Source organism: Leptotrichia wadei (assembly GCF_007990445.1).
Taxonomy (GTDB): Bacteria; Fusobacteriota; Fusobacteriia; order Fusobacteriales; family Leptotrichiaceae; genus Leptotrichia; species Leptotrichia wadei_A.
On record NZ_AP019841.1, the window covers coordinates 1,518,729 to 1,538,481 of the forward strand.

Consider the following 19,753-nt stretch of genomic DNA (forward strand, 5'->3'; position numbering starts at 1 on the left):
TTTTTGTTAACCCACATTTACCTATTTCCTAGTCTTCCAAAATTTCCTTCGCAAAACTTCCTTCTTTTTCAGTCCCCAATAAAATTTCCTCAACAGTCGCCGCAATATCAGCAAAAGTTTTTCTAGTTCCAATATTTACATTCTTTTTAACATTTTTACCGTAAATCAATATTGGAATGTACTCTCTTGTGTGGTCTGTCCCTTTATAAGTAGGGTCATTTCCGTGATCGGCAGTGATAATCAAGATTTCATCATCTTTCAAGTTTTTCTCAATTTCAGGTAACCAATTGTCAAATTCAATCAAAGCATTTACATAACCTTCCACATTTCTTCTATGCCCATAAACTGCATCAAAGTCAACCAAATTAGTAAAAATCAATCCTTTTGTATCTTCTTTCAATGCCACAATTGTTTTCTTAATTCCATCCAAATTATCTTGATTAGCTTTTCTGTTGTCTGTAATTCCTTTTCCATTGAACAGGTCGCTCGTTTTTCCAATTCCAACTACATCAAGTCCAGCTTTTTCCAATCTTTCAAGCATTGTTTCTTTTGGCGGATCAATCGAAAAGTCGTGTCTGTTCGCAGTTCTTTTAAATTCTCCAACTTTTTTACCAACATAAGGTCTTGCAATTACCCTTGCCACAGGTGATTTTTCATTACAAATTTCAAGTGCGATTTCACATGCTTTGTAAAGTTCTTCTAATGGTATAATTTCTTCATTCGCAGCAATTTGAAACACAGGGTCTGCTGAACCGTAAACTATCCAATTTCCAGTTTTAATTTGTTCTTCTCCATATTGGTCAATCGCTACAGTTCCTGAAATTGGCTTATTCAACATAGCTTTTCTTCCAGTTTTTTCTTCAAATTCCTTTATAACTTCATCTGAAAATCCATTTTGATAGTTTGGAAACGGTCTTTCCAACGGCACACCAGCAATTTCCCAATGTCCAGTCGTAGAATCTTTCCCATGCGACACCTCAATCGCTCTTCCATAGGCCCCTTCAGCACTTTCCACAGCTGGAGTCCCTTCAATCTCAGTAATATTTCCAAGTCCTAATTTACCCATATTAGGCAAACTCATTCCACCGTGAGCTTTCGCCATATTTCCTAAAGTATTTGACCCACAGTCATCAAATAAATTCGCATCAGGCAATTCTCCTGCTCCAACACTGTCTAAAACTATTATTGTTATTCTTTCAATTTTTTTCATTTTTTTATTTTCCTTTCTTTTTTTATTTACTAATATTATACCTTTTATGTTTTTTAAAGGCAAATAAATTCCCTGTTTTTTGTTATTTTTAGTAATTAGAACCAAATATAAACATAGCCATATATGATTTATATTCAATAATTTTAATAGAAAATGTAACATATGTGTAATATTCATATAAATATGCACAGTTTTTACATTTATCTTCTTCTAATAAATAAAAATTCAATGGTTTTCCCAGTCCGTTTATATAATATTTTGTTTCAATAGTTTCAAAAAAATCTTTATAATATTTATATTCTCTATCATTTTGATTCTCTATTATAAAATCAACTGATTCAGAATAGTGATTACATTTTTTGAATGAAATTTCCATATTTTGTATTTCTTTTATAGTATTATTGTATATCAATTTTCTTTTTCTAGTTTCTTCTGGAATCAACGCAGAAAATTTATTTTTTATCGCTGTACTAAAATCTATTTCATTATTTTCTCCTATATAAAAAGCATCAAATTTAAAATCTACTGTTATATCTTCAACTTCAACATCTTTAAACAATCCAATATATGCACCATTTAAAAAATTAGAAATATTTTCTTCCTCATATAATTTTGAAGTTCTTTTTTTTAATTTTTTTAGATTATCTTTTATAATTTGAAGTATAAAAACAACAAAAAGGTTTAATGATTCCGATTTTTTTGATTTATTGATAATTTCATAATATTTTTCTATATTTTCTTGTATTAATATTTCTAATGGTATCCATGCAAAAAAACTTTTCCATTTTGATAAAATTAAAATTTGCCATAATCTTCCCATTCTACCATCTTCAAAATGTGACATTTTTGCTATTTCATAATGTAAAATACAAGATTTTATTAAAATATTCAATTTACTCTTTTTTAACCAAGAAAATAATTCTTTTAAATATTTTGAAAAATTTTGAACTAAATCTTTGTTATCTGAATTTACCAAAATTCTATAAATATCTAAAAAATCCTTTACTGAAAATGGATTTAAAAATTCTATTTTCTCATAAAGATCATTTATCTTTTTTATTTTTTCTATATTTTCAAATGATAGTTCACTTGAATTCCCTTTTACTATATTTGAAACTTCTTCTAAAGTTAAGTCTTTAATTTTATTCTTAAACATTAAATAAATTATTTCTATCCTATTTTTATATTTTATAACAAAATCAGGATTCGTTTTTTCTAAAATTGTTATTTCTCCAACTATCTCTGTAATTTCAGTCAAAAGATTCATTACATTATTTGTAATCTTAAATGCTGGATTATAACCACATTCTTTTCCCATATCCTCAAATCATCCTTTATTTTTTATAATTTTTAGGCATTACATTATTTTGGAAATAATAGAAATTAAATTTTACACTATTAAAATTTGTATTTTCATAATTAATTATTACTTTTTTATCTGTTTCAAAAAAATCATCCATAATATAAATTTCTTTTTTCTTTTCAGATATTGATATACTGCAATTATTATATCTTTTCATAATATAATCTTTTCTAAAAAATTTTATCATAGTCATCACTAGTAATAATATTATTATTACAAATAATTCAATCATTAATTCTAAATCCCCCCAAGCAACTCCAACCGAAAAAATTGATACTATGCTAAATATTGAACAGCACAACATATGAAATCTTTCAAAAATCGAATATCTCACATATAATTTTTCTCCATTCACTTTTTCACGAATTTCTTTTTCAGGATAACCTATTTTCTCCAAAAAATATTCCAAAATTTCATCTTTATCTTTTATATCACAAAAAACATAACTTTTCTCATGATTATTTTCTATTGAAACATCAGTTACCAAATTATAAACACTTATTGTACTGTCAAAATTTAAAAGAATATCATACGATCCTAATATATTCTTTCTAACTATCAATTCCTTTATGTCACTATATTCAATAGTTTTCTCAAAAAATAGACCTTTTATTTTGACCTCATAATCAGAAAAATCAAATTTTATCTTGCTTTTAATAATCATTACCAAAAGAAATCTGTATACAAAATAACTTATTCCAATAACCAAAAAAATTATTCCAACCTTTTCTTTTTTATTAAATAAAATATCAATTCCTCCTAATAAATGACTTAAATATATTACTAGAAAAAATATATCCCACATATTAATTTCAAATTTTGAATATCTTATTTTCATATAATTTATCTCCATATTTTACTATTTCTTTCAATACTTTCTCCCTTTTTTTATTTAATTATATCTTTTCTCTATTTTAAAAGCAATTAATTTTAATATTTTTTATAATATTTCTCTACAATATCTGTTACATCTATGCTTACATCTAGTTCTGTATTCAAATATATTTTATCATCCTTTTTCAAAAATGCTTCCCAAATTTTTCCCGTATTCAAATAAGCCGTAACAATTTCAAAATCATTTTTTAAAATTTTTACTATTCCTCTATTTCTTAGTTTCGATACTTCTTTAAAAAAATTTTCAATATTATCATCTAATTTATCTATATCAACAAAATATATATCATAAAATAATTGTTTTTTATATTCTTCAAATGTATCAAAATATCCTTTAAAATTACTCAATCCTAACCACTGCAACAAAATATCTGAATAAGAAATTTTATTTATTAAACTTATTTCTTCTTTAGATATCAACCTTAATAACTGCTGTTCAGTAAATTTCAAAGGTAAATATTTATAATCGTACTGATGAATCTTTTCTCGAAATGGAACCATTAAAAAATTATTCTCAAATTTTACTATACCCGTATCACATTTATTTTTTATATCCCCATAATTAAATTCAAACACAAACTTATATCGTGCTTCTTCATTATAAGAAATTAATTCATAACAGTATCCATAATAAACAATTTCATTATTTTTCATAATTTGAAGGTAATCCTCATAGCAACTATCATAATAATTTTCATCCCAAGTAATTATACTTACATCCATTTTATCTCATCCTGTTTATATTAATTTATTCTTGAATTATCATAATTTTTTATAATTCTTAAATATTTAAAAATTTAAATTTTATTTCTTCCTATACTTTCTCCCTTTCTTCTCTCCAAATGCCTCCAAAATCCCACCTTTCACAAGTTTATTCAAAAATCTTCTTGCCGTAGAATCCGAAACATTCAAAATCTTTTGAGCCTCACTATTGTCAATATAATTATTTTTCTCAAAATACATTTCCAGTATTTTCAGTCTTTGAAGCTCTTTATCAGTCATTTTATCAGTCAAAATATCAGTCATTTTTTCTACTTCTTGTTAATATTATTTTCCACACATCAACAAAAATTACAACAATACTTCATTACTTCAAAATTTCATCCTATTCCAAAAATCTCAAAATCATTCCCAACAAACTTACTCCACCTCAAAAACCGCCATATACGGCAGATGATCCGACAATTTCGTCCAATTCCTTGAATTATCATTAATATAAAAACTCTTTTTTGCTTTGTAATCTGTCCTCTTTTTTGCCATCACATAATCAATTCTAGGCGTTTCAAGCTCCCTATTTTCTGAGTTTTTCTTATTTTCCAAATCTCTACCTTGAAAATAGCTGTCATTCCAATCTTTCCTGATTTTCGCATAATATTCTGTCGTTGGCAAAAGATTAAAATCTCCACACAAAAACTTCACATCGCCCTTAAATCCCTCGATTGTAGCAAATAAATCATCCAACTCCTCATTTTTATTGTCCAAACTGTTATCAAGATGTGTATTCACAACTAAAATTTTCTTTTTAAATTTTGAAGTATTCAATCTAGCTGCCAAAACTTGCCTTTTTTCTTTGCTTTTACCAGGTAGCTGATGAATGTAAATATTTTTCACATCATACTTTGAAATAAACGCAATTCCAAACTCACCTTTATCAAAATCCATCGTTTTCTGAAAATAATGATAATGATAACCCAATTCCTGTGCCATTTCCTGTACAACATCTCGAAATTTACTTCTTTTTGTATTTCTATCAACTTCCTGAAGTCCGATAAAATCTGGATTATATTTTTTCAAGCTCCGAGCAAGTTCCCTTCCATTGGTAAGCCTTGCCCCAAAAATATTGTATGTTATAATTCTAAATTCCATTTTTGTTTCCTATCTTTTTTATTTTTATAAATAATTAATTTTTTCTTAATTAAAACCATTTCCATTCATCTTTAGTCAAATATTCATAACTTCGATTTTTATCTTTTCCTTCTCCATTTGGAAGCACTTCAAATGTATTATAATCTACACCTTCTAAAATTTCTCCCTTAAAATAAATATTCTTATCATCTTTTATAAACCAATCATTCAAAAGTTCTACTTTATCTTTATTAATTCCATTTACTTCATAAATAGAATAGTATGTATCAAAACAGTTTATCATTTTATTTTCAATATAATACACATTATATTTATCTTTTCCATACAATGTAGCATTTATTATTCCATTTGGCAAAAATTCAAATGTTTTAGGATCTTTAATTTTTCCAGATAATGAAGAATCTATTGCTTCACTTCCTCTATAAATATGATTTTTATCTTTCGCATAATCTTCATTTAAAACTTTAAAACTTATAATATCAGCATTTTCTATTTTTTCATCCCGATAATAAATTTTATTATCATTTTTCCAATAATTTTTACCTAATTTTTCAAAATTTTTAATTTTTACATCTTTTATTTTTTTACCCATATAATAAATATTCTTATCATCTTTTAAAAGAGAAAATCCTATCAACTCAGCAGTTTTCGGATTTACTCCCTCCAAAATTTCATTTTCATAATAAACCTTTCCTTTGTCTATCGAATAATGATCTCCTAAAATCTGAATAACATCTCCAAATCCCACATTTCCCAAAACTAGAAATAACAATACTTTTAAGATATTTTTCTTCACATATTCTCCTTTCGATTCAAACTCAATTTTATAAATTTCTTTTCAAACAAAAATTACAATAAAAATATTTCACTCCCAAACATCATCTTTCATATCCGCTTTCCTCATCCCAGAAACAAACCTATTCCCTTCCACAAAAAATCGCAACTTTTTCTCAGTCCAAACACCTTTATTCGGAACTCCAATTCTCGCAGAAATACCTATTTTCTTAGGAATTTTAGCATTTTCAAAATCAAGATACAAATATTTCTCATCTATTTTAGAAATGTCATATTTAATTTTAAAATTTTTATTCTCTAATTTTTTAGAAAAATTTTCAATTTCAAACATATTTTTCTCAACAATCTGAATTTCCGTCTTGTAAAATCTATCGTCAATCCCAAATGCCTTTGTAAATTTTCCCGGACCATTACTCACTAAAATTCCACTTTTTCCACGATTTTCTTCCATTTTTTCAATATTCAAAATTGGCTCTATTGCTCTAATTAATACACTTTGCGGATTTCCTTTTTCACAAGTCACAATATTTAACATTTTATGAGAGTGTATCGAATGAATATAGACAGTTCCAGCCTTTTCAAATAACGCTTCTACTTTTGGAGTCCGTTTTTTCCCATAACCGTGAGCCGCTCTGTCAAATTCACCCAAATACGCCTCTGTTTCAACAATGTATCCAGCAAATATCTCATTTTCATTCTTTGAAATCAAAATTTTTCCAAGTAACTCCTTTGCTACCGTAATCGTGTCTTTCTTGTAAAATTTCTCTATTTCTTCAAAAGTCATTTTTTCTCTTCCTTTTTCTATATTTCCATACTATTTCCCATTAGGTATAAATTCTATTTAATGAGAGATCAAAACTCCTTAGCAAAAAATTAATAAAATATTTTCCTATTTTTCAAATGATATTTAATATAAAATTTTTGTATGAAATTCTTATATTTTCAAATTTTTAATCAACATATTTTTTCAACTGGCTTTTATGAATAAAACCTCGATATTCCTTTACTTTTGAGAGTTTATTACTTTCATCAGGATACTCAACATCAAAAACATAATACCAGTCGCCATATTTTGTAATATATTTCACAACAGTTCCGTTATCCATTTTTGAAATAATTTTCGAGTTTGTTGTCAGTTTTTCACGCAAATTCGCATATCCGTCCTTTGAACTCACTTCATATTTTTTTAAATCAAAAGGTTCATTCGGATCTGAAAATTCTTCTTCAGAATCCTTCGATTTTTTCGTTTTTATTTCAGTAATTTTCGATTTCGCACCATCAACTCTCTTTAATTCTGTAGCATAAGCATAAACAGTCGTAAAATCACATTCTGTATACGGCAAAACTTTTTTTATCTTAACTGTTGCTGGAACTTCAAATTTCCCTTTACGAATTTTTTGCATTTTTTGATATTCTTCTGGAAAATTTTTCTTCAATGTTTCAGTAATAATTTTCTCTTCCTTAGACGCTTCTTTTTCATAATCCACATTCATATCTGGATTATTATAGTCAAAATTTCTAAACCTCAAAACTAACGGTTTCCCATTCACAATATCCTTATTTTCAGGATAAAATAGCATTTCACCATATCCTGTCGCAAAACAAGGAACATCTGGATCACTTTTATCCCAATCCATCTTAAAAATCCCTCTTAAATTCAAAATTACACCGTTATCAGTCAATAAAATTTCTTGAGCATTAGTATTTTTTCCAAAACTAATTACAGAAATCAATAGCAAAAATACAAAAAATAAATAATTTTTAATTTTCATCTTTCCCACCTTTTTTTAGAAAATTTATTATTTGTAAAAATTATAATTTTTTGACAAGGGGTATTGACCCCTTGCTATCATAATTTTTTTATTCAAAGAAAAAAATACTTTTTCAAAATTTAATATCCAGAACTTTTGTTTTCAGCCCCAGTTACAATCGCAATTCCAGAACTTGTTCCCAATCTTTCAGCACCCAATTCAATATATTTTTTCGCAGTCTCAAAGTCTCTCACTCCACCGCTTGCCTTAACCTTAGCCTTATCTCCAACTGTTTTTTTCATAAGTTCCACATCTTCAAATGTAGCCCCTCCAGTTCCAAAACCTGTCGAAGTTTTCACAAAATCAGCATTCGCATTAACAGCCAATTCACACGCCTTCACTTTTTCCTCATCAGTCAAATAGCAAGTTTCAATAATCACTTTCAAGACATTTTTTCCAATCGCTTCCTTAATTCTTCTAATTTCGTTTTCCACCAATTCATAATCCTTATCTTTCAATGCTCCAACATTAATAACCATATCAATTTCTGAAGCTCCATCTTTAATCGCCTTTTTCGCCTCGAATACCTTTACATCCGTCGCCATAGCCCCCAAAGGAAACCCAACTACTGCTGCAACCTTTACATCACTATCCTTAACTTGACTAAAAGCATATTCAACATTCGCCCCATTTACACAAACTGAGTAAAACCCGTATTCTTTTGCTTCATCGCATAATTTTTTTATATCTTCTCTCGTAGCACTTGCCCTCAAAATTGTGTGATCAATAAATTTGTTTATTTTCATCATTACCATTCCCTTCTTTGATTTGTTATTTATTGTTTTTATTCTACTATAAGTATACCAACTTTTTTTCTTTTAGCAACACTATTTTATATAACAAAAAATACTGAAAAATATTATTTTTAACCGATACCATTCTTTACAACTATTCAATTTTTGCAGTTAGCTTATTTTAGTGAACTACTCCCGCTTTTAGAAGCGGGAGCTTCTTGGGAAGTATCTGCTTTTGCTAGCCAAATATATTTACCAAGCTCTTCGGACAGTCCCTGCCCTGTTTTTTTAATTTTCCTAATATTCCAACATCAATTTTCCAATGTTTTTTATATTCAATGCTGCATTGTAATCTCTATCAATTTCAATCCCACAGCATTCACATTTATAATTTCTTTCTGATAATTTCAATTTCTCTTTAACATTTCCACATTTACTGCAAGTTTTCGATGACGGGAACCATTTATCTATCTTCAAAAATTGTTTCCCCAAAAACATCAGTTTATACTCAAGCATTCTCAAAAACATTCCCCATCCATTATCTCCTACACTTTTCCCAAAATTTAATGCCTGACTCATCCCTCTCATATTCAAATCCTCAACAACCACAGCATTATATGTTTCAGACAATTTTTTCGATAATTTATGTAGAAAATCTCTTCGACAATTTTTGATATATTCATGCAATTTTGATATTTTCATTTTTTGTTTATACCAATTTTTAGAAAATTTCACTTTTCTTGACAATGATTTTTGTAATTTTTTCAATTTTTCTTCCAACATCCTAAAATATCTTGGATAATCAGCCCTTTGGTTTTCAGAACTAATAAATAACTCAGACATTGAAAAATCAAGTCCAATTACTTTATCATTATTACTAGCTACTTTTTGAATTTCTTTTTCAAATTCCGTCAAAACAGAAACATAGTAATTTCCATTACTGTTTGTCAATGTTACCGACTTTATTCTATAATTCTTTGGTATTTCTCTATGATATTTTAATTTAACTTTTTTCAATTTTGGCAAAATCAAATATTTATTTTCCTCAATTCGTATCGAATTGTTCACACAATTTGTCGTGTAACTTTTAACACTATTCTTTTTAGATTTGAATCTTGGAAACTTTGCTCTCTTTTGAAAGAAATTCGTAAATGATCGTCTCACATTCAATTGAGCATTTGAAAGTGCCAAACTGTCCACTTCTTTTAAAAATTGATTTTCACTTTTCAAACTGGCAGGTGTAATTATTTTATTTTTTCCAGTTTCTTCATAAAATTTATTCGCAGTATACAAAATCGTATTGTAAACAAAACGAACACATCCAAAAGTCTTGTTTATCAACAATTCCTGCTCTTTATTTGGATAAATTCTGTACTTGAATGCCAAATTATATTTCATAAAATTACACCTCCTTTTGATTTTGAATATTATTTTTAATTATTTCTTTAGAGATTTTATCATTAATGATTTCTCTTCAATATTTTATACAAAAATTTTATCATGGATGTATCCTTTTTTCAATTTTTTTTACAAAAAAAGCAATTCATCTCCCACTTATAGAAAGCCTACGACTTCTTGCTATCTTTTTGTTAAAAATTCTATCAAATTTACATGCTTTATCCCATTTCTTGACATATCAAATTCATCCATCGACAGCACATATTTTGGATAATTGTCTTTAATATTTTCTAAAACTGAAAATTCTCTTTCTTTTGTATCTTCTGAAGCTAATAAATAACTTACTTGAATATATATCGTTTCATCATTTTTTTTACAGACAAAATCTACTTCAAGATTATCTACCTTTCCAATTTTTATATTATATCCTCTTCTTAGCATTTCAAAATACACAATATTTTCCAGTACTTGATTTATATTTTTCTGATTATTTTCCATTATAGCTTCTCTTATCCCATGATCAGCTATGTAATATTTTTCATTCACATTCAGTATCTTTTTTCCTAATAAATCATTTCTAGCAACTCGGTAAACTAAAAATGCCTCTTCACATGCCTTTATATAGTTTAGTATTGTTTCTGTTGCCACTTTTCTATTCTCGCTTTTAAAAAATTTAGAAATTGATGTCGCTGAAAATGTATTTCCAATATTCATAATAACATAATTTATTATTCTTTCAAGCAAATCTGTATCTCTAATATTATTTCTCTGGGTAATATCCTTTAATATAATGGAAGCATACAAATCCTGTAAATATTGCATACTTGCTTCAAAATTATAATCCAAATTATGAAGAAATGGCATTCCTCCAAATTTTACATATTTTTGAAATGCTTCTTTTAAATCTATTTCTTTATTTTTCTCTTTCATAATTTCAAAAAACTCTTTAAATGAAAACGGATACACAACAAATTCAATATATCTCCCAGACAGATATGTCGAAAGTTCTCCTGAAAGAAGCTTAGCATTTGAACCTGTGATATAAATATCAAAATTAAAGTCTTCATCCACCCTCAAAGAGTTCACACATCTTTCCCATTCTTCCACTTCTTGAATCTCATCTAAAAAAATATAGTAGCTCTTATATTTATCATCAACTTTATTTAAAATAAAATCATATAATCTCTCATAATTTTTTAGATTTCTATATTTCAAATTTTCAAAATTAATATAAATAAACTGATTTTCATTTATTCCTCTATTTTTCAATTCCTCCATTAAAAGTTTTAACATAACCGATTTTCCACTTCTCCTTATTCCTGTCAAAACCTTTATCACATCTTTATCAATAAAAGGTACTATTTGTTTTATATACTCATCTCTTTTTAACATCTTATCACCTCTTTTCAATTATAACTTACAAAAAATTAAAAATCAATATTTTTATCAGTTATAACTTACAAAAATATATTTTTTACAATTTTATAAGTTATAACTTAGCAAATAAATACGAAAATAAAAAAGATTAGCCTTCACTTTTCATAAAAACTAATCCTTCAAAATTTATTAAATTTATAAATTACAATATTATAATATCGTTCTACAAAACCTTATCTTTCAAATACTTCCACAATACAACCATCAAAGCTACCATTATCACAAAAATTATGACTAATGCCCAAAATCCTGTGTCTTGAAGTGGTAATTTTACATTCATTCCATAAAATCCAAAAATCATATTTGGAACTGTGATTAGTATTGTCGCCGCTGCCAAAACTTTCATTGTAATATTCATATTATTTCCAATATATGAAGAGTATGTTTCCCTTGTTGTTTTACAAATTTCACAGTATGATGAAGATAAATCAAGTGTAAAGTTTATTTCCTGCAAAATTCTCGTCATATATTCTTCATATTGTTGAAATTGTTCATCTTCTTTCAAATTCTCAACAACATAATCCAAGTTTCTCATTGCAATATTATAAACATAAAAGCCTTGCTCCACTTCCGATAATGAAATCAATTTTTCATTGCTTTGCTGTTCCCTTAAAACTGTTTCAATATTGTCGTGCTCACCAATCAAAAGTCGTACATGTTTATACAAACTTTGAGAAATTTTATGAAGCATATTTAGAAAAAAACGATTTTCCTCAAGAACATCATCTCTCAATTCAGCATATTCTTCAACAAAATCATAAAAATCTTCAAAATAGTCATCATCTAAAATGACAACCTTATCCTCCCTCATACAAATTACAATTGGATTAATCTCGTAAGATGTAACCTCTTTATCTATCAAAGGTTTCTTCACAGTCGGATAATACAACTTATAAATTTCCCAGTCTGATTTTGAAATTCTTGGAGTAAAAGTTTCTTCATCAATTACATTTTTTATCTTTTCTTCATCCATCTCCAATCTTTCAGACACGATTTTATAATCTTCATCTTTCAAATTATATACATACGAAATTGTTTTCCCACTTTTTGTATCTATTCTTTTTATCATAGCAACCTTCCTTGATTATTCCTAAAATTTTTACTTTGTGAATAAATTATATCAAAAAATGGGATCTATTTCAATTTTTCAAAATATTTTTTCTAATTTCTGAATAACTCTCCTCCACTATAAATTCTCCAGCCAATTCACAAATTCTAAAAATATCTCTATCTCTGTTATTTGTTGCAAATATCTCAAGTCAATATATTTCCCAGATTTTTTATGATAAAAGAACTCAATGTCCCAAAATTCTGTTTCAATAAATCCTAATTTTGGATCATATTTAAAATATGAAAATTTATCAAGATTTTCCCTAAAGTATTTTAATTTCGCATAACATAGTTGATATTTTCTAAAAATAACTTCTAACATCGTATTCTTTAAGATAAAATTATGCGAAAAATAGACTCTTTCAGGAACATTATTTTTAGTCGTCATCCATTGCCTTTTATCATTTAATTTTAATTTATATTTGTTTATATAATTTATTTTATCTTCTGACAACTCATTTTTTAATTTTTCTTCCAAAATCATTAATTTTTTATCGTCCAATTTTTACTTCTCCTTTTTATATTTTTCCAATTTAAAAATAGCACAATTCATCACATATTTTTAATTCTGGATTTCCTTGTGCTATTCTATAAAATTTACTATTTATAAAGTTTCCTATCTTCCAACAGTAGTTCCACCATCAATTGACAAGCATTCACTTGTGATTTCCTTTGCAAAATCAGAAGCTAAAAAAGCAGTTGCATATGCTATGTCTTTTCCACTTTGAGCATGACCTAAAGGTATTAGTGATTCTACAGATTTTTTCCACAATTCTTCACGAACTTCTGGTGATACTTCTTCTTTATTGTTAGGATCCCAGTTATGTGACATTCCATCTAATATTTCTTCCCACATTGATGTACGGATAATTCCTGGCAAGATACCGTTTACACGGACATTATACGGTGCTCCTCTTCTTGCTCCACTTTGTACCAATGAAGTAACTCCTGCTTTTGAAGCACAGTAAATTTGCAGCATATCCATTCCTTCTCTACCAGCAATTGATGACACCAGTATTATATTTCCAGATTTTTGCTTCATCATAATTTCCAAAGAATGTTTCAAAACTAATGCAGATCCTACAACATTAATATTCAGTACTCTTTGCATTTCTTTTGCATTTGTATAAAGCAAGTCTTGTATAGAAATTACTCCAGCTGCATTTACTACCGCATCTAATTTCCCGTTTCCTAACGCTTTTGCATCTTCTACCATTTTTTGAACTTCTTCTTCATTTGAAACATCACATTTTGTGAAATCTGCTTTTACTCCAAAATTTTTAAGTTCAGCAACTGTTTTTTCAGCTTCTTCTGTATTAAAATCACCAATATGAACATTTGCTCCACAAGATGCAAAAAGTAATGCCATATCTTTTCCTAAACCTTTTGCTGCTCCTGTCACTAAAACTGTTTTTCCTGTAAAATCAATAGTCATTCCCATTTTACTCATCTCCATATTATTTTTAAATTTTTTTGGTGTTTCTTATCTTCTCTATTAGTTTACCACATAATTTATTTTAGTCAATATTTTTAAAAATATTTTGATAATCAAAGTTATTTATTTTTACTTAATTTAAAATATTTCTTGAAAACGTGGCTTAAAATATGTTATCATTTTAAATATATGTATTTTAAAAAATAAAAAATGATATAATAATAATTTTAGGAGGAAAAAATAAATGGTTATAAAACCTAGATTAAAAGGTGGTTTAGCACTTACAAACCACCCAATCGGAGCAAAGGAATTTGTAAAAAGACAAATTGATTATGTAAAATCTCAAGATAAGTATGAAGGTCCAAAAAAAGTACTAATTATTGGTTCTTCTTCTGGATATGGACTTGCAACAAGAATTTCCCTTGCTTTTGGTGCTGGAGCTGAAACTATTGGAGTGGCATTTGAAAAAGGTATAGAAGGGAAAAGAACTGGATCTGCTGGATGGTGGAACACAATTGCATTTGATGAAGCTGCTGAAAAGGAAGGATTAAAATATAAGAATTTCATTGGTGATGCTTTTTCATTTGAAATGAAAGATGATGTAATAAAATTTATTAAAGAAGAATTTGGTGGAAAAATTGATTTGTTAATTTACAGTTTAGCAAGCGGAGTTAGAACTGATCCTATTGATGGCGTAACTTACCGTTCAGCATTAAAATCTACTACAAAAGAAATTACAGGCCCAACTATCAATTTTGAAAAGGAAACTATGGAAGAAACAACAATGGGTGTTGCAACTCCAGAAGAAATTAAAAGTACTGTAAAAGTTATGGGTGGAGAAGACTGGAAATTATGGATTGAAGCACTTGATAAAGGTGGCGTTCTTTCTGAAGGCTTTAAAACAGTTGCTTACTCATATTTAGGTCCAAAAGTAACTTACGGAATTTACAAGGAAGGTACAATTGGAGCGGCAAAAAGAGATTTGGAACATACTTCTGATATTTTAAATGACTTTTTGAAGGAAAAATACAATGGAGAGGCTTATGTTTCATTAAGTAAGGCATTAATGACAAAAGCAAGTGCAGTTATCCCTATTTTCCCATTATATGCGGCATTGCTTTATAAAGTAATGAAGGAAAAAGGTATTCACGAAGGTACAATTCAGCAAAAACATAGATTATTAACTCAAATGGTTTATGGAAATCATCCAGTAATTGATGATGAAAGAAGATTACGTCCAGATAACTGGGAAATGCGTGAAGACGTTCAAGCTGAAGTAGAAACACTTTGGGACAAAGTAACTCCAGAAAACTTTAAGGAAATAAGTGATTACGATGGAGCAAGGGAAGAATTCATGCAATTAAACGGATTTGACTTTGACAACGTAGATTACGATGCTGATCTTGATTTAGAAGAATTGGCAAAATTAAGACCTTAATTTTAACAACTTGATAAAATATAATTCAGAAATAAATAAAATAATTAGACTATCTTTTAGAAAAAATTTAATTCTTTTGATAGTCTTTTTTATTTTTTTTAACGTAACAAAAAAGACTAGAAAAATCTAGTCTTTCCATCGCTATTTTTTTTAATCACAATTTATACTCTACGAGGTTTTCCTCTTAGTAAATATATTATACCATAAAATTTTTAAATTGTAATAAAGATTTTTTATTAAATCTCCACCACAATTTCACTTTTTAAATCGAATTCCATCCCCAAAAACCTTTTCCAGCTTTCCAAAACTTTTTTATACTCCTCAAACTTACAGCTCCACAGCGGATATTCCTCACAAATCCCAAAAATTGTATGCTCAAATTCCACTTTATTCTTATTAATTTTATGCTGAAAAGCCTGACCATCCCAAATAGTTTTCCGTAATTCCCCACTTTCAACTTGTTCCAATTTAGGCAATAGGATGTCAATTATTTCTGTATCTGGAAAATCTTCCATTATTCCAGTTATTAAATATTTTGTATATTCTTTTTTCTTTTTTTCCAAAGATCTATTTTTTTTCTTATTTTTTTCTATTTCCATTTCAGAAAATCTTATTTCTGGAAATGCAGTCAGCCCAAAATCTTCATCATCATAATAGCCAAATTTTATAATCATTATGCCTTTCCTTTCTTTAATCTAATTTTTAACGATTTTCATAAACAGGATAAGCAGTTATTCTAGGACTTTTATAACCTCGAATTAAAACTCCGCTTTTGCTGATCCCTTGCCACATATTGCTATCTCTGCCCTTTAAATCTTTTCTATTTTCCCAGGCTGAATTTATTTCATCAATAATTCTAGCTTCATCCCAATTTTCTGGAAACATCGTATTTACTCCACCATTAGATGTTTTTGCTTGCCAAGTTCCATCTTTTTTCTTTACTTCAATGCTTGCCCGATATACTCCATTTTTCGCTGGACTCCCAATTTTTTTCACAATTCTGACATCTCCACGTAAAAGCGAATGTCCTCCCGTAACTTTCCCTTGCGAATTTTCATCTCCGCCAATCACATGTTCATAATCAATTTTATATTTTTTATTTTCTAATTTTTCAGCACTTTTATATTGTTTTTCAGCACTATTTTTCTTATTCTCATTTTTTTTATTATTTTCCCATTTGGCAAATTTGCTGCTTTTTTCATCTTGTGCAACAAATCCTTTTGAAAAATCATTTTTTATTTTATTACTGTTTCTTCCAAAATACATTTTTCCAAGCCCAAATAGTACAATAACAATAAGCAACAATATTTTTGTTAATCTATTTCTGTTCATTTTATAAACTTCTCCTTTTCATATCTCAATTTGAGCATATTATATCAAAGTTATATTTTAAAATCAATAGAATGAACTATATTTTAATGTTTTACAAAAAATTTTTTTAGTGATATAATATTGACATATTATTAAAACATATTTTAACTTTTTTAAAATTAAATTAATTAAGTTTTAGAATAAAAATATTTAAACAAATTATGGAGGTTTTTATGAGAAGTTTGTCTGGTATTCAACCCAGCGGTATTTTACATATTGGGAATTATTTTGGAGCAATTAAGCAATTTGTGAAATTGCAGGATGAATATGAAGGTTTCTATTTTTTAGCAAATTATCACGCTCTGACATCTTCGCCAAAAGGGGAAGATTTAAAATCTAACACAATAAACGTAATTTTAGATTATTTGGCTTTGGGTCTAGATCCTAAAAAATCCACATTATTTTTACAGTCAGATGTGCCTGAACATACAGAATTATCTTGGATTTTATCAAATATTTCTCCAATGGGGCTATTGGAAAGAGCTCATTCTTATAAAGATAAAATCGCAAAAGGAATTAAGCCAAATGTAGGACTATTTACTTATCCAATACTTATGGCGGCTGATATTTTAATGTACTCACCTGATATTGTGCCTGTTGGGAAAGATCAAAAGCAGCACGTGGAAATAACTCGTGATATTGCCATTAAATTTAATGAAACTTACGGAAAGGAAATTTTTAAATTACCAAAGGAAAAAATCGTTGAAAACGTAGCAACTGTGCCAGGAACAGATGGCGATAAAATGAGTAAATCCTATGGAAACGTAATAAATATGTTTGGTTCAAAAAAAGCATTGAAAAAACAGATTATGAGCATTGTAACAGATTCAACGCCTTTAGAAGAGCCAAAAGATCCTGACAATAACATTACAAAATTATATGCCCTTTTTGCAACAGAAGCAGAAGTAGAGGCATTGAAAGAAAAATTCAGAGCAGGAAACTTTGGATATGGACATGCCAAAAATGAATTATTTGACAAATTCATGGATTATTTCGCACCATTCCAGAAAAAACGTGAAGAGCTGGAAAATAATATGGATTATGTTTATGAAATTTTACATGAAGGTGCAGTTAAGGCTAGAAGTATTGCAACTGCCAAGATGGATGAAGTTAGGGATGTAGTTGGTCTTTTGAAGAAAAATTATTAAAAAATTCTTGACAATATATGTTATATCATATAAAATATAAAAGGGAGGGGAAAATATGAGTAAATTTATTGTAGAATTTTTTGAAAAATCTGATGGAACTTATCCAGCAGAAGAGTTTATTTTATCTCAAGACTTAAAAATGAAGTCTAGATTATATCGTACATTAGCTGTACTAGAAACAGCTGGAAACAATATTAGAGAACCTTATTCCAAGTTTTTAGGAGATGGTATTTATGAAGTAAGGGTACGACAAGGGAATAATATTGGGAGAGTTTTATATTTTTTTGTAGTAAATAAAAAGATTATTTTAACTAATGGATTTATAAAAAAAACTCAAAAAACACCAAAGTCAGAGATAAATAAAGCTAAAAAATTTCGTTCAGAATATATGAAAAGGGGTGAGAAATATGAGTAGATATTTTAGAGATTCCTTAAACGAGCAATTAAAAGATGAAGAGTTTAGAAAAGAATATGAAAGTCTTGAAGCAGAATTTCAAATTATAAAAGAAATTATTGAAGCAAGAAAAGATAAAAATATCACACAAAAGGAATTGTCAGACTTAACTGGGATAACGCAAGGAGATATAAGCAAAATAGAAAATGGAAATGCCAATCCTTCATTGAAAACATTAAAAAAACTGGCTGCTGCATTTGGTAAAAAATTAGTAATTTCATTTGAATAAATTTAAAAAAAATTAAAGAATTTAGTTTAAGTTACTAAATTCTTTTTTATTGTAAAATTATTTTAATTTCTATAATATAGTAAAACTGCTTTAAAACTAAACTCAAAAATTATGGCTACTTACATTTATACAATTTTAGTAGTTTGATTTTAAATAGGTTTGAGTATAATTCTTTATATGATCAATTAATTTAGAAAAATTTTTAAATCACATTTTAAAAAATTAAATTAATTTTAATCTTAAAATAAGTTTAAAATAATTCGGGGGGTATAATACTAGTATAAATAGTTCTTTTGTAATAAAATAAAAAGATTACTTTATAAAAAATTGTGTATATTGAATCAAAAATAATAGAATAATACAATCTTTATTCTAAAAGAAGGAGTGTACAATATTTTATGTTTTCATCAAAAAAAAATATATAAAAAATTTGAAATTTTTTAGCATGTTAATATTTATCTTATTTGCAGTTAATACTTACACATATTGGGATTTTGATCCAAAAAGAGGGTATGGTGAATTAGATTATACTCCAGCATATGAATGTTATCATCTTAATACAGGGGAGTTGTGTGAAGAATCTAACCAAAATAATAATTCTAAATTAGATATTTCAGAAAATGTTTATGAAATAATGAATCAAATTTTAAATGGAAATGAAGAAATATTAAATCAATATTCATCAGATGAGTTAAAAATCATTAGAAATACAATATATGCGAAAAAAGGATATATCTTCAAAAATAAAGATTTAAAAAAATATTTTTTAAATAAATCATGGTATAAAGAGTATACTTCCGATGAAAATCAAATTTCACTTTCTTCTGATGAAAAAACATTTATAGATATAGTTAAAAGTTATGAATAAATTAATAGGAGGTAATAAAAATGAATGAAAGAATTAAATATGAATGTAATTATTGTAAAATAAGAAGGGAACACAAGGTGAACCACCTAAAGGAAATAGTTGTCCTAAATCACCAAATAAAAAACATGATTGGAAAATAATAAAGAAAAATTATTAATAAAAATGAATTACAATTGATTTAGAAGGGAAATT

22 protein-coding genes are annotated in these 19,753 nt (G+C 27.4%); 5 read left to right on the plus strand and 17 right to left on the minus strand.

Going from position 1 to position 19,753, the window contains the following annotated elements:
* Positions 1 to 28: 28 nt before the first annotated feature.
* The 15 genes from FVE74_RS07275 to FVE74_RS07345 form a co-directional block, all read right to left on the minus strand.
* The gene (locus FVE74_RS07275; protein ID WP_146964438.1) at positions 29 to 1,210 is read right to left on the minus strand and encodes a phosphopentomutase; all 1,182 of its coding nucleotides are present in this window, start codon (positions 1,208 to 1,210) and stop codon (positions 29 to 31) included.
* 88 nt (positions 1,211 to 1,298) lie between these two features.
* A complete protein-coding gene (locus FVE74_RS07280; protein WP_147003930.1) occupies positions 1,299 to 2,528 on the minus strand; it encodes a Fic family protein in 1,230 nt (409 codons plus the stop codon).
* 16 nt (positions 2,529 to 2,544) lie between these two features.
* On the minus strand, positions 2,545 to 3,411 hold the full coding sequence (locus FVE74_RS07285) for a hypothetical protein (protein ID WP_147003932.1): 867 nt from the start codon (positions 3,409 to 3,411) through the stop codon (positions 2,545 to 2,547).
* Between the two features lie 92 nt (positions 3,412 to 3,503).
* Positions 3,504 to 4,190: a hypothetical protein gene (locus FVE74_RS07290; protein ID WP_147003934.1), complete on the minus strand. Its 687-nt coding sequence runs from the start codon at positions 4,188 to 4,190 to the stop codon at positions 3,504 to 3,506.
* Between the two features lie 81 nt (positions 4,191 to 4,271).
* Positions 4,272 to 4,493 (minus strand): DeoR family transcriptional regulator, encoded by a 222-nt coding sequence (locus tag FVE74_RS07295; RefSeq protein WP_147003936.1) that lies wholly within the window; start codon positions 4,491 to 4,493, stop codon positions 4,272 to 4,274.
* 114 nt (positions 4,494 to 4,607) lie between these two features.
* Positions 4,608 to 5,333: an endonuclease/exonuclease/phosphatase family protein gene (locus tag FVE74_RS07300; RefSeq protein ID WP_147003937.1), complete on the minus strand. Its 726-nt coding sequence runs from the start codon at positions 5,331 to 5,333 to the stop codon at positions 4,608 to 4,610.
* 49 nt (positions 5,334 to 5,382) lie between these two features.
* A complete protein-coding gene (locus tag FVE74_RS07305) occupies positions 5,383 to 6,129 on the minus strand; it encodes a DKNYY domain-containing protein (protein ID WP_147003938.1) in 747 nt (248 codons plus the stop codon).
* 69 nt (positions 6,130 to 6,198) lie between these two features.
* Complete coding sequence (locus tag FVE74_RS07310) at positions 6,199 to 6,912, minus strand: DNA-3-methyladenine glycosylase (protein ID WP_147003939.1); 714 nt, start codon at positions 6,910 to 6,912, stop codon at positions 6,199 to 6,201.
* 166 nt (positions 6,913 to 7,078) lie between these two features.
* Positions 7,079 to 7,900, minus strand: coding sequence for an SH3 domain-containing protein (locus FVE74_RS07315; protein WP_147003940.1), 822 nt, complete (start codon positions 7,898 to 7,900; stop codon positions 7,079 to 7,081).
* Positions 7,901 to 8,019: 119 nt separating this feature from the next.
* Complete coding sequence (gene deoC, locus FVE74_RS07320; protein ID WP_147004583.1) at positions 8,020 to 8,685, minus strand: deoxyribose-phosphate aldolase; 666 nt, start codon at positions 8,683 to 8,685, stop codon at positions 8,020 to 8,022.
* 285 nt (positions 8,686 to 8,970) lie between these two features.
* A complete protein-coding gene (locus tag FVE74_RS07325) occupies positions 8,971 to 10,071 on the minus strand; it encodes an RNA-guided endonuclease TnpB family protein (RefSeq protein ID WP_147003941.1) in 1,101 nt (366 codons plus the stop codon).
* Between the two features lie 180 nt (positions 10,072 to 10,251).
* On the minus strand, positions 10,252 to 11,463 hold the full coding sequence (locus FVE74_RS07330) for an ATP-binding protein (protein WP_147003942.1): 1,212 nt from the start codon (positions 11,461 to 11,463) through the stop codon (positions 10,252 to 10,254).
* Positions 11,464 to 11,671: 208 nt separating this feature from the next.
* Positions 11,672 to 12,577 (minus strand): CorA family divalent cation transporter, encoded by a 906-nt coding sequence (locus tag FVE74_RS07335; RefSeq protein ID WP_147003943.1) that lies wholly within the window; start codon positions 12,575 to 12,577, stop codon positions 11,672 to 11,674.
* Between the two features lie 117 nt (positions 12,578 to 12,694).
* Positions 12,695 to 13,120 (minus strand): hypothetical protein, encoded by a 426-nt coding sequence (locus tag FVE74_RS07340; protein WP_147003944.1) that lies wholly within the window; start codon positions 13,118 to 13,120, stop codon positions 12,695 to 12,697.
* Between the two features lie 114 nt (positions 13,121 to 13,234).
* Positions 13,235 to 14,059 carry an SDR family NAD(P)-dependent oxidoreductase gene (locus FVE74_RS07345; protein ID WP_172617461.1) on the minus strand — a complete coding sequence of 275 codons (825 nt, stop codon included), beginning with the start codon at positions 14,057 to 14,059 and terminating at the stop codon, positions 13,235 to 13,237.
* Positions 14,060 to 14,297: 238 nt separating this feature from the next.
* Here FVE74_RS07345 and fabV point away from each other — a divergent pair, with 238 nt between their 5' ends.
* Positions 14,298 to 15,491, plus strand: coding sequence for an enoyl-ACP reductase FabV (gene fabV / locus FVE74_RS07350; RefSeq protein WP_147003946.1), 1,194 nt, complete (start codon positions 14,298 to 14,300; stop codon positions 15,489 to 15,491).
* A 236-nt stretch (positions 15,492 to 15,727) separates the two neighbouring features.
* Here the strand turns inward: fabV and FVE74_RS07355 are convergent, their stop codons facing one another.
* Positions 15,728 to 16,165, minus strand: coding sequence for a hypothetical protein (locus tag FVE74_RS07355; RefSeq protein WP_147003947.1), 438 nt, complete (start codon positions 16,163 to 16,165; stop codon positions 15,728 to 15,730).
* Positions 16,166 to 16,193: 28 nt separating this feature from the next.
* Positions 16,194 to 16,823 (minus strand): EndoU domain-containing protein, encoded by a 630-nt coding sequence (locus FVE74_RS07360; RefSeq protein ID WP_147003948.1) that lies wholly within the window; start codon positions 16,821 to 16,823, stop codon positions 16,194 to 16,196.
* A 212-nt stretch (positions 16,824 to 17,035) separates the two neighbouring features.
* Here FVE74_RS07360 and trpS point away from each other — a divergent pair, with 212 nt between their 5' ends.
* The 4 genes from trpS to FVE74_RS07380 all read left to right on the plus strand — a co-directional run bounded on the left by trpS (position 17,036) and on the right by FVE74_RS07380 (position 19,561).
* Positions 17,036 to 18,010, plus strand: a complete 975-nt coding sequence (gene trpS / locus FVE74_RS07365) for a tryptophan--tRNA ligase (protein ID WP_147003949.1) — start codon at positions 17,036 to 17,038, stop codon at positions 18,008 to 18,010.
* Between the two features lie 55 nt (positions 18,011 to 18,065).
* Entirely contained in the window at positions 18,066 to 18,425 is a 360-nt protein-coding gene (locus FVE74_RS07370; RefSeq protein WP_147003950.1) for a type II toxin-antitoxin system RelE/ParE family toxin, read from the plus strand.
* Positions 18,418 to 18,693 (plus strand): helix-turn-helix domain-containing protein, encoded by a 276-nt coding sequence (locus tag FVE74_RS07375; RefSeq protein WP_147003951.1) that lies wholly within the window; start codon positions 18,418 to 18,420, stop codon positions 18,691 to 18,693. Before FVE74_RS07370 ends, FVE74_RS07375 begins: the two co-directional genes overlap by 8 nt.
* 445 nt (positions 18,694 to 19,138) lie before the next feature.
* Positions 19,139 to 19,561 carry a YARHG domain-containing protein gene (locus FVE74_RS07380; protein WP_147003952.1) on the plus strand — a complete coding sequence of 141 codons (423 nt, stop codon included), beginning with the start codon at positions 19,139 to 19,141 and terminating at the stop codon, positions 19,559 to 19,561.
* The last annotated feature ends 192 nt before the right edge of the window (positions 19,562 to 19,753 follow it).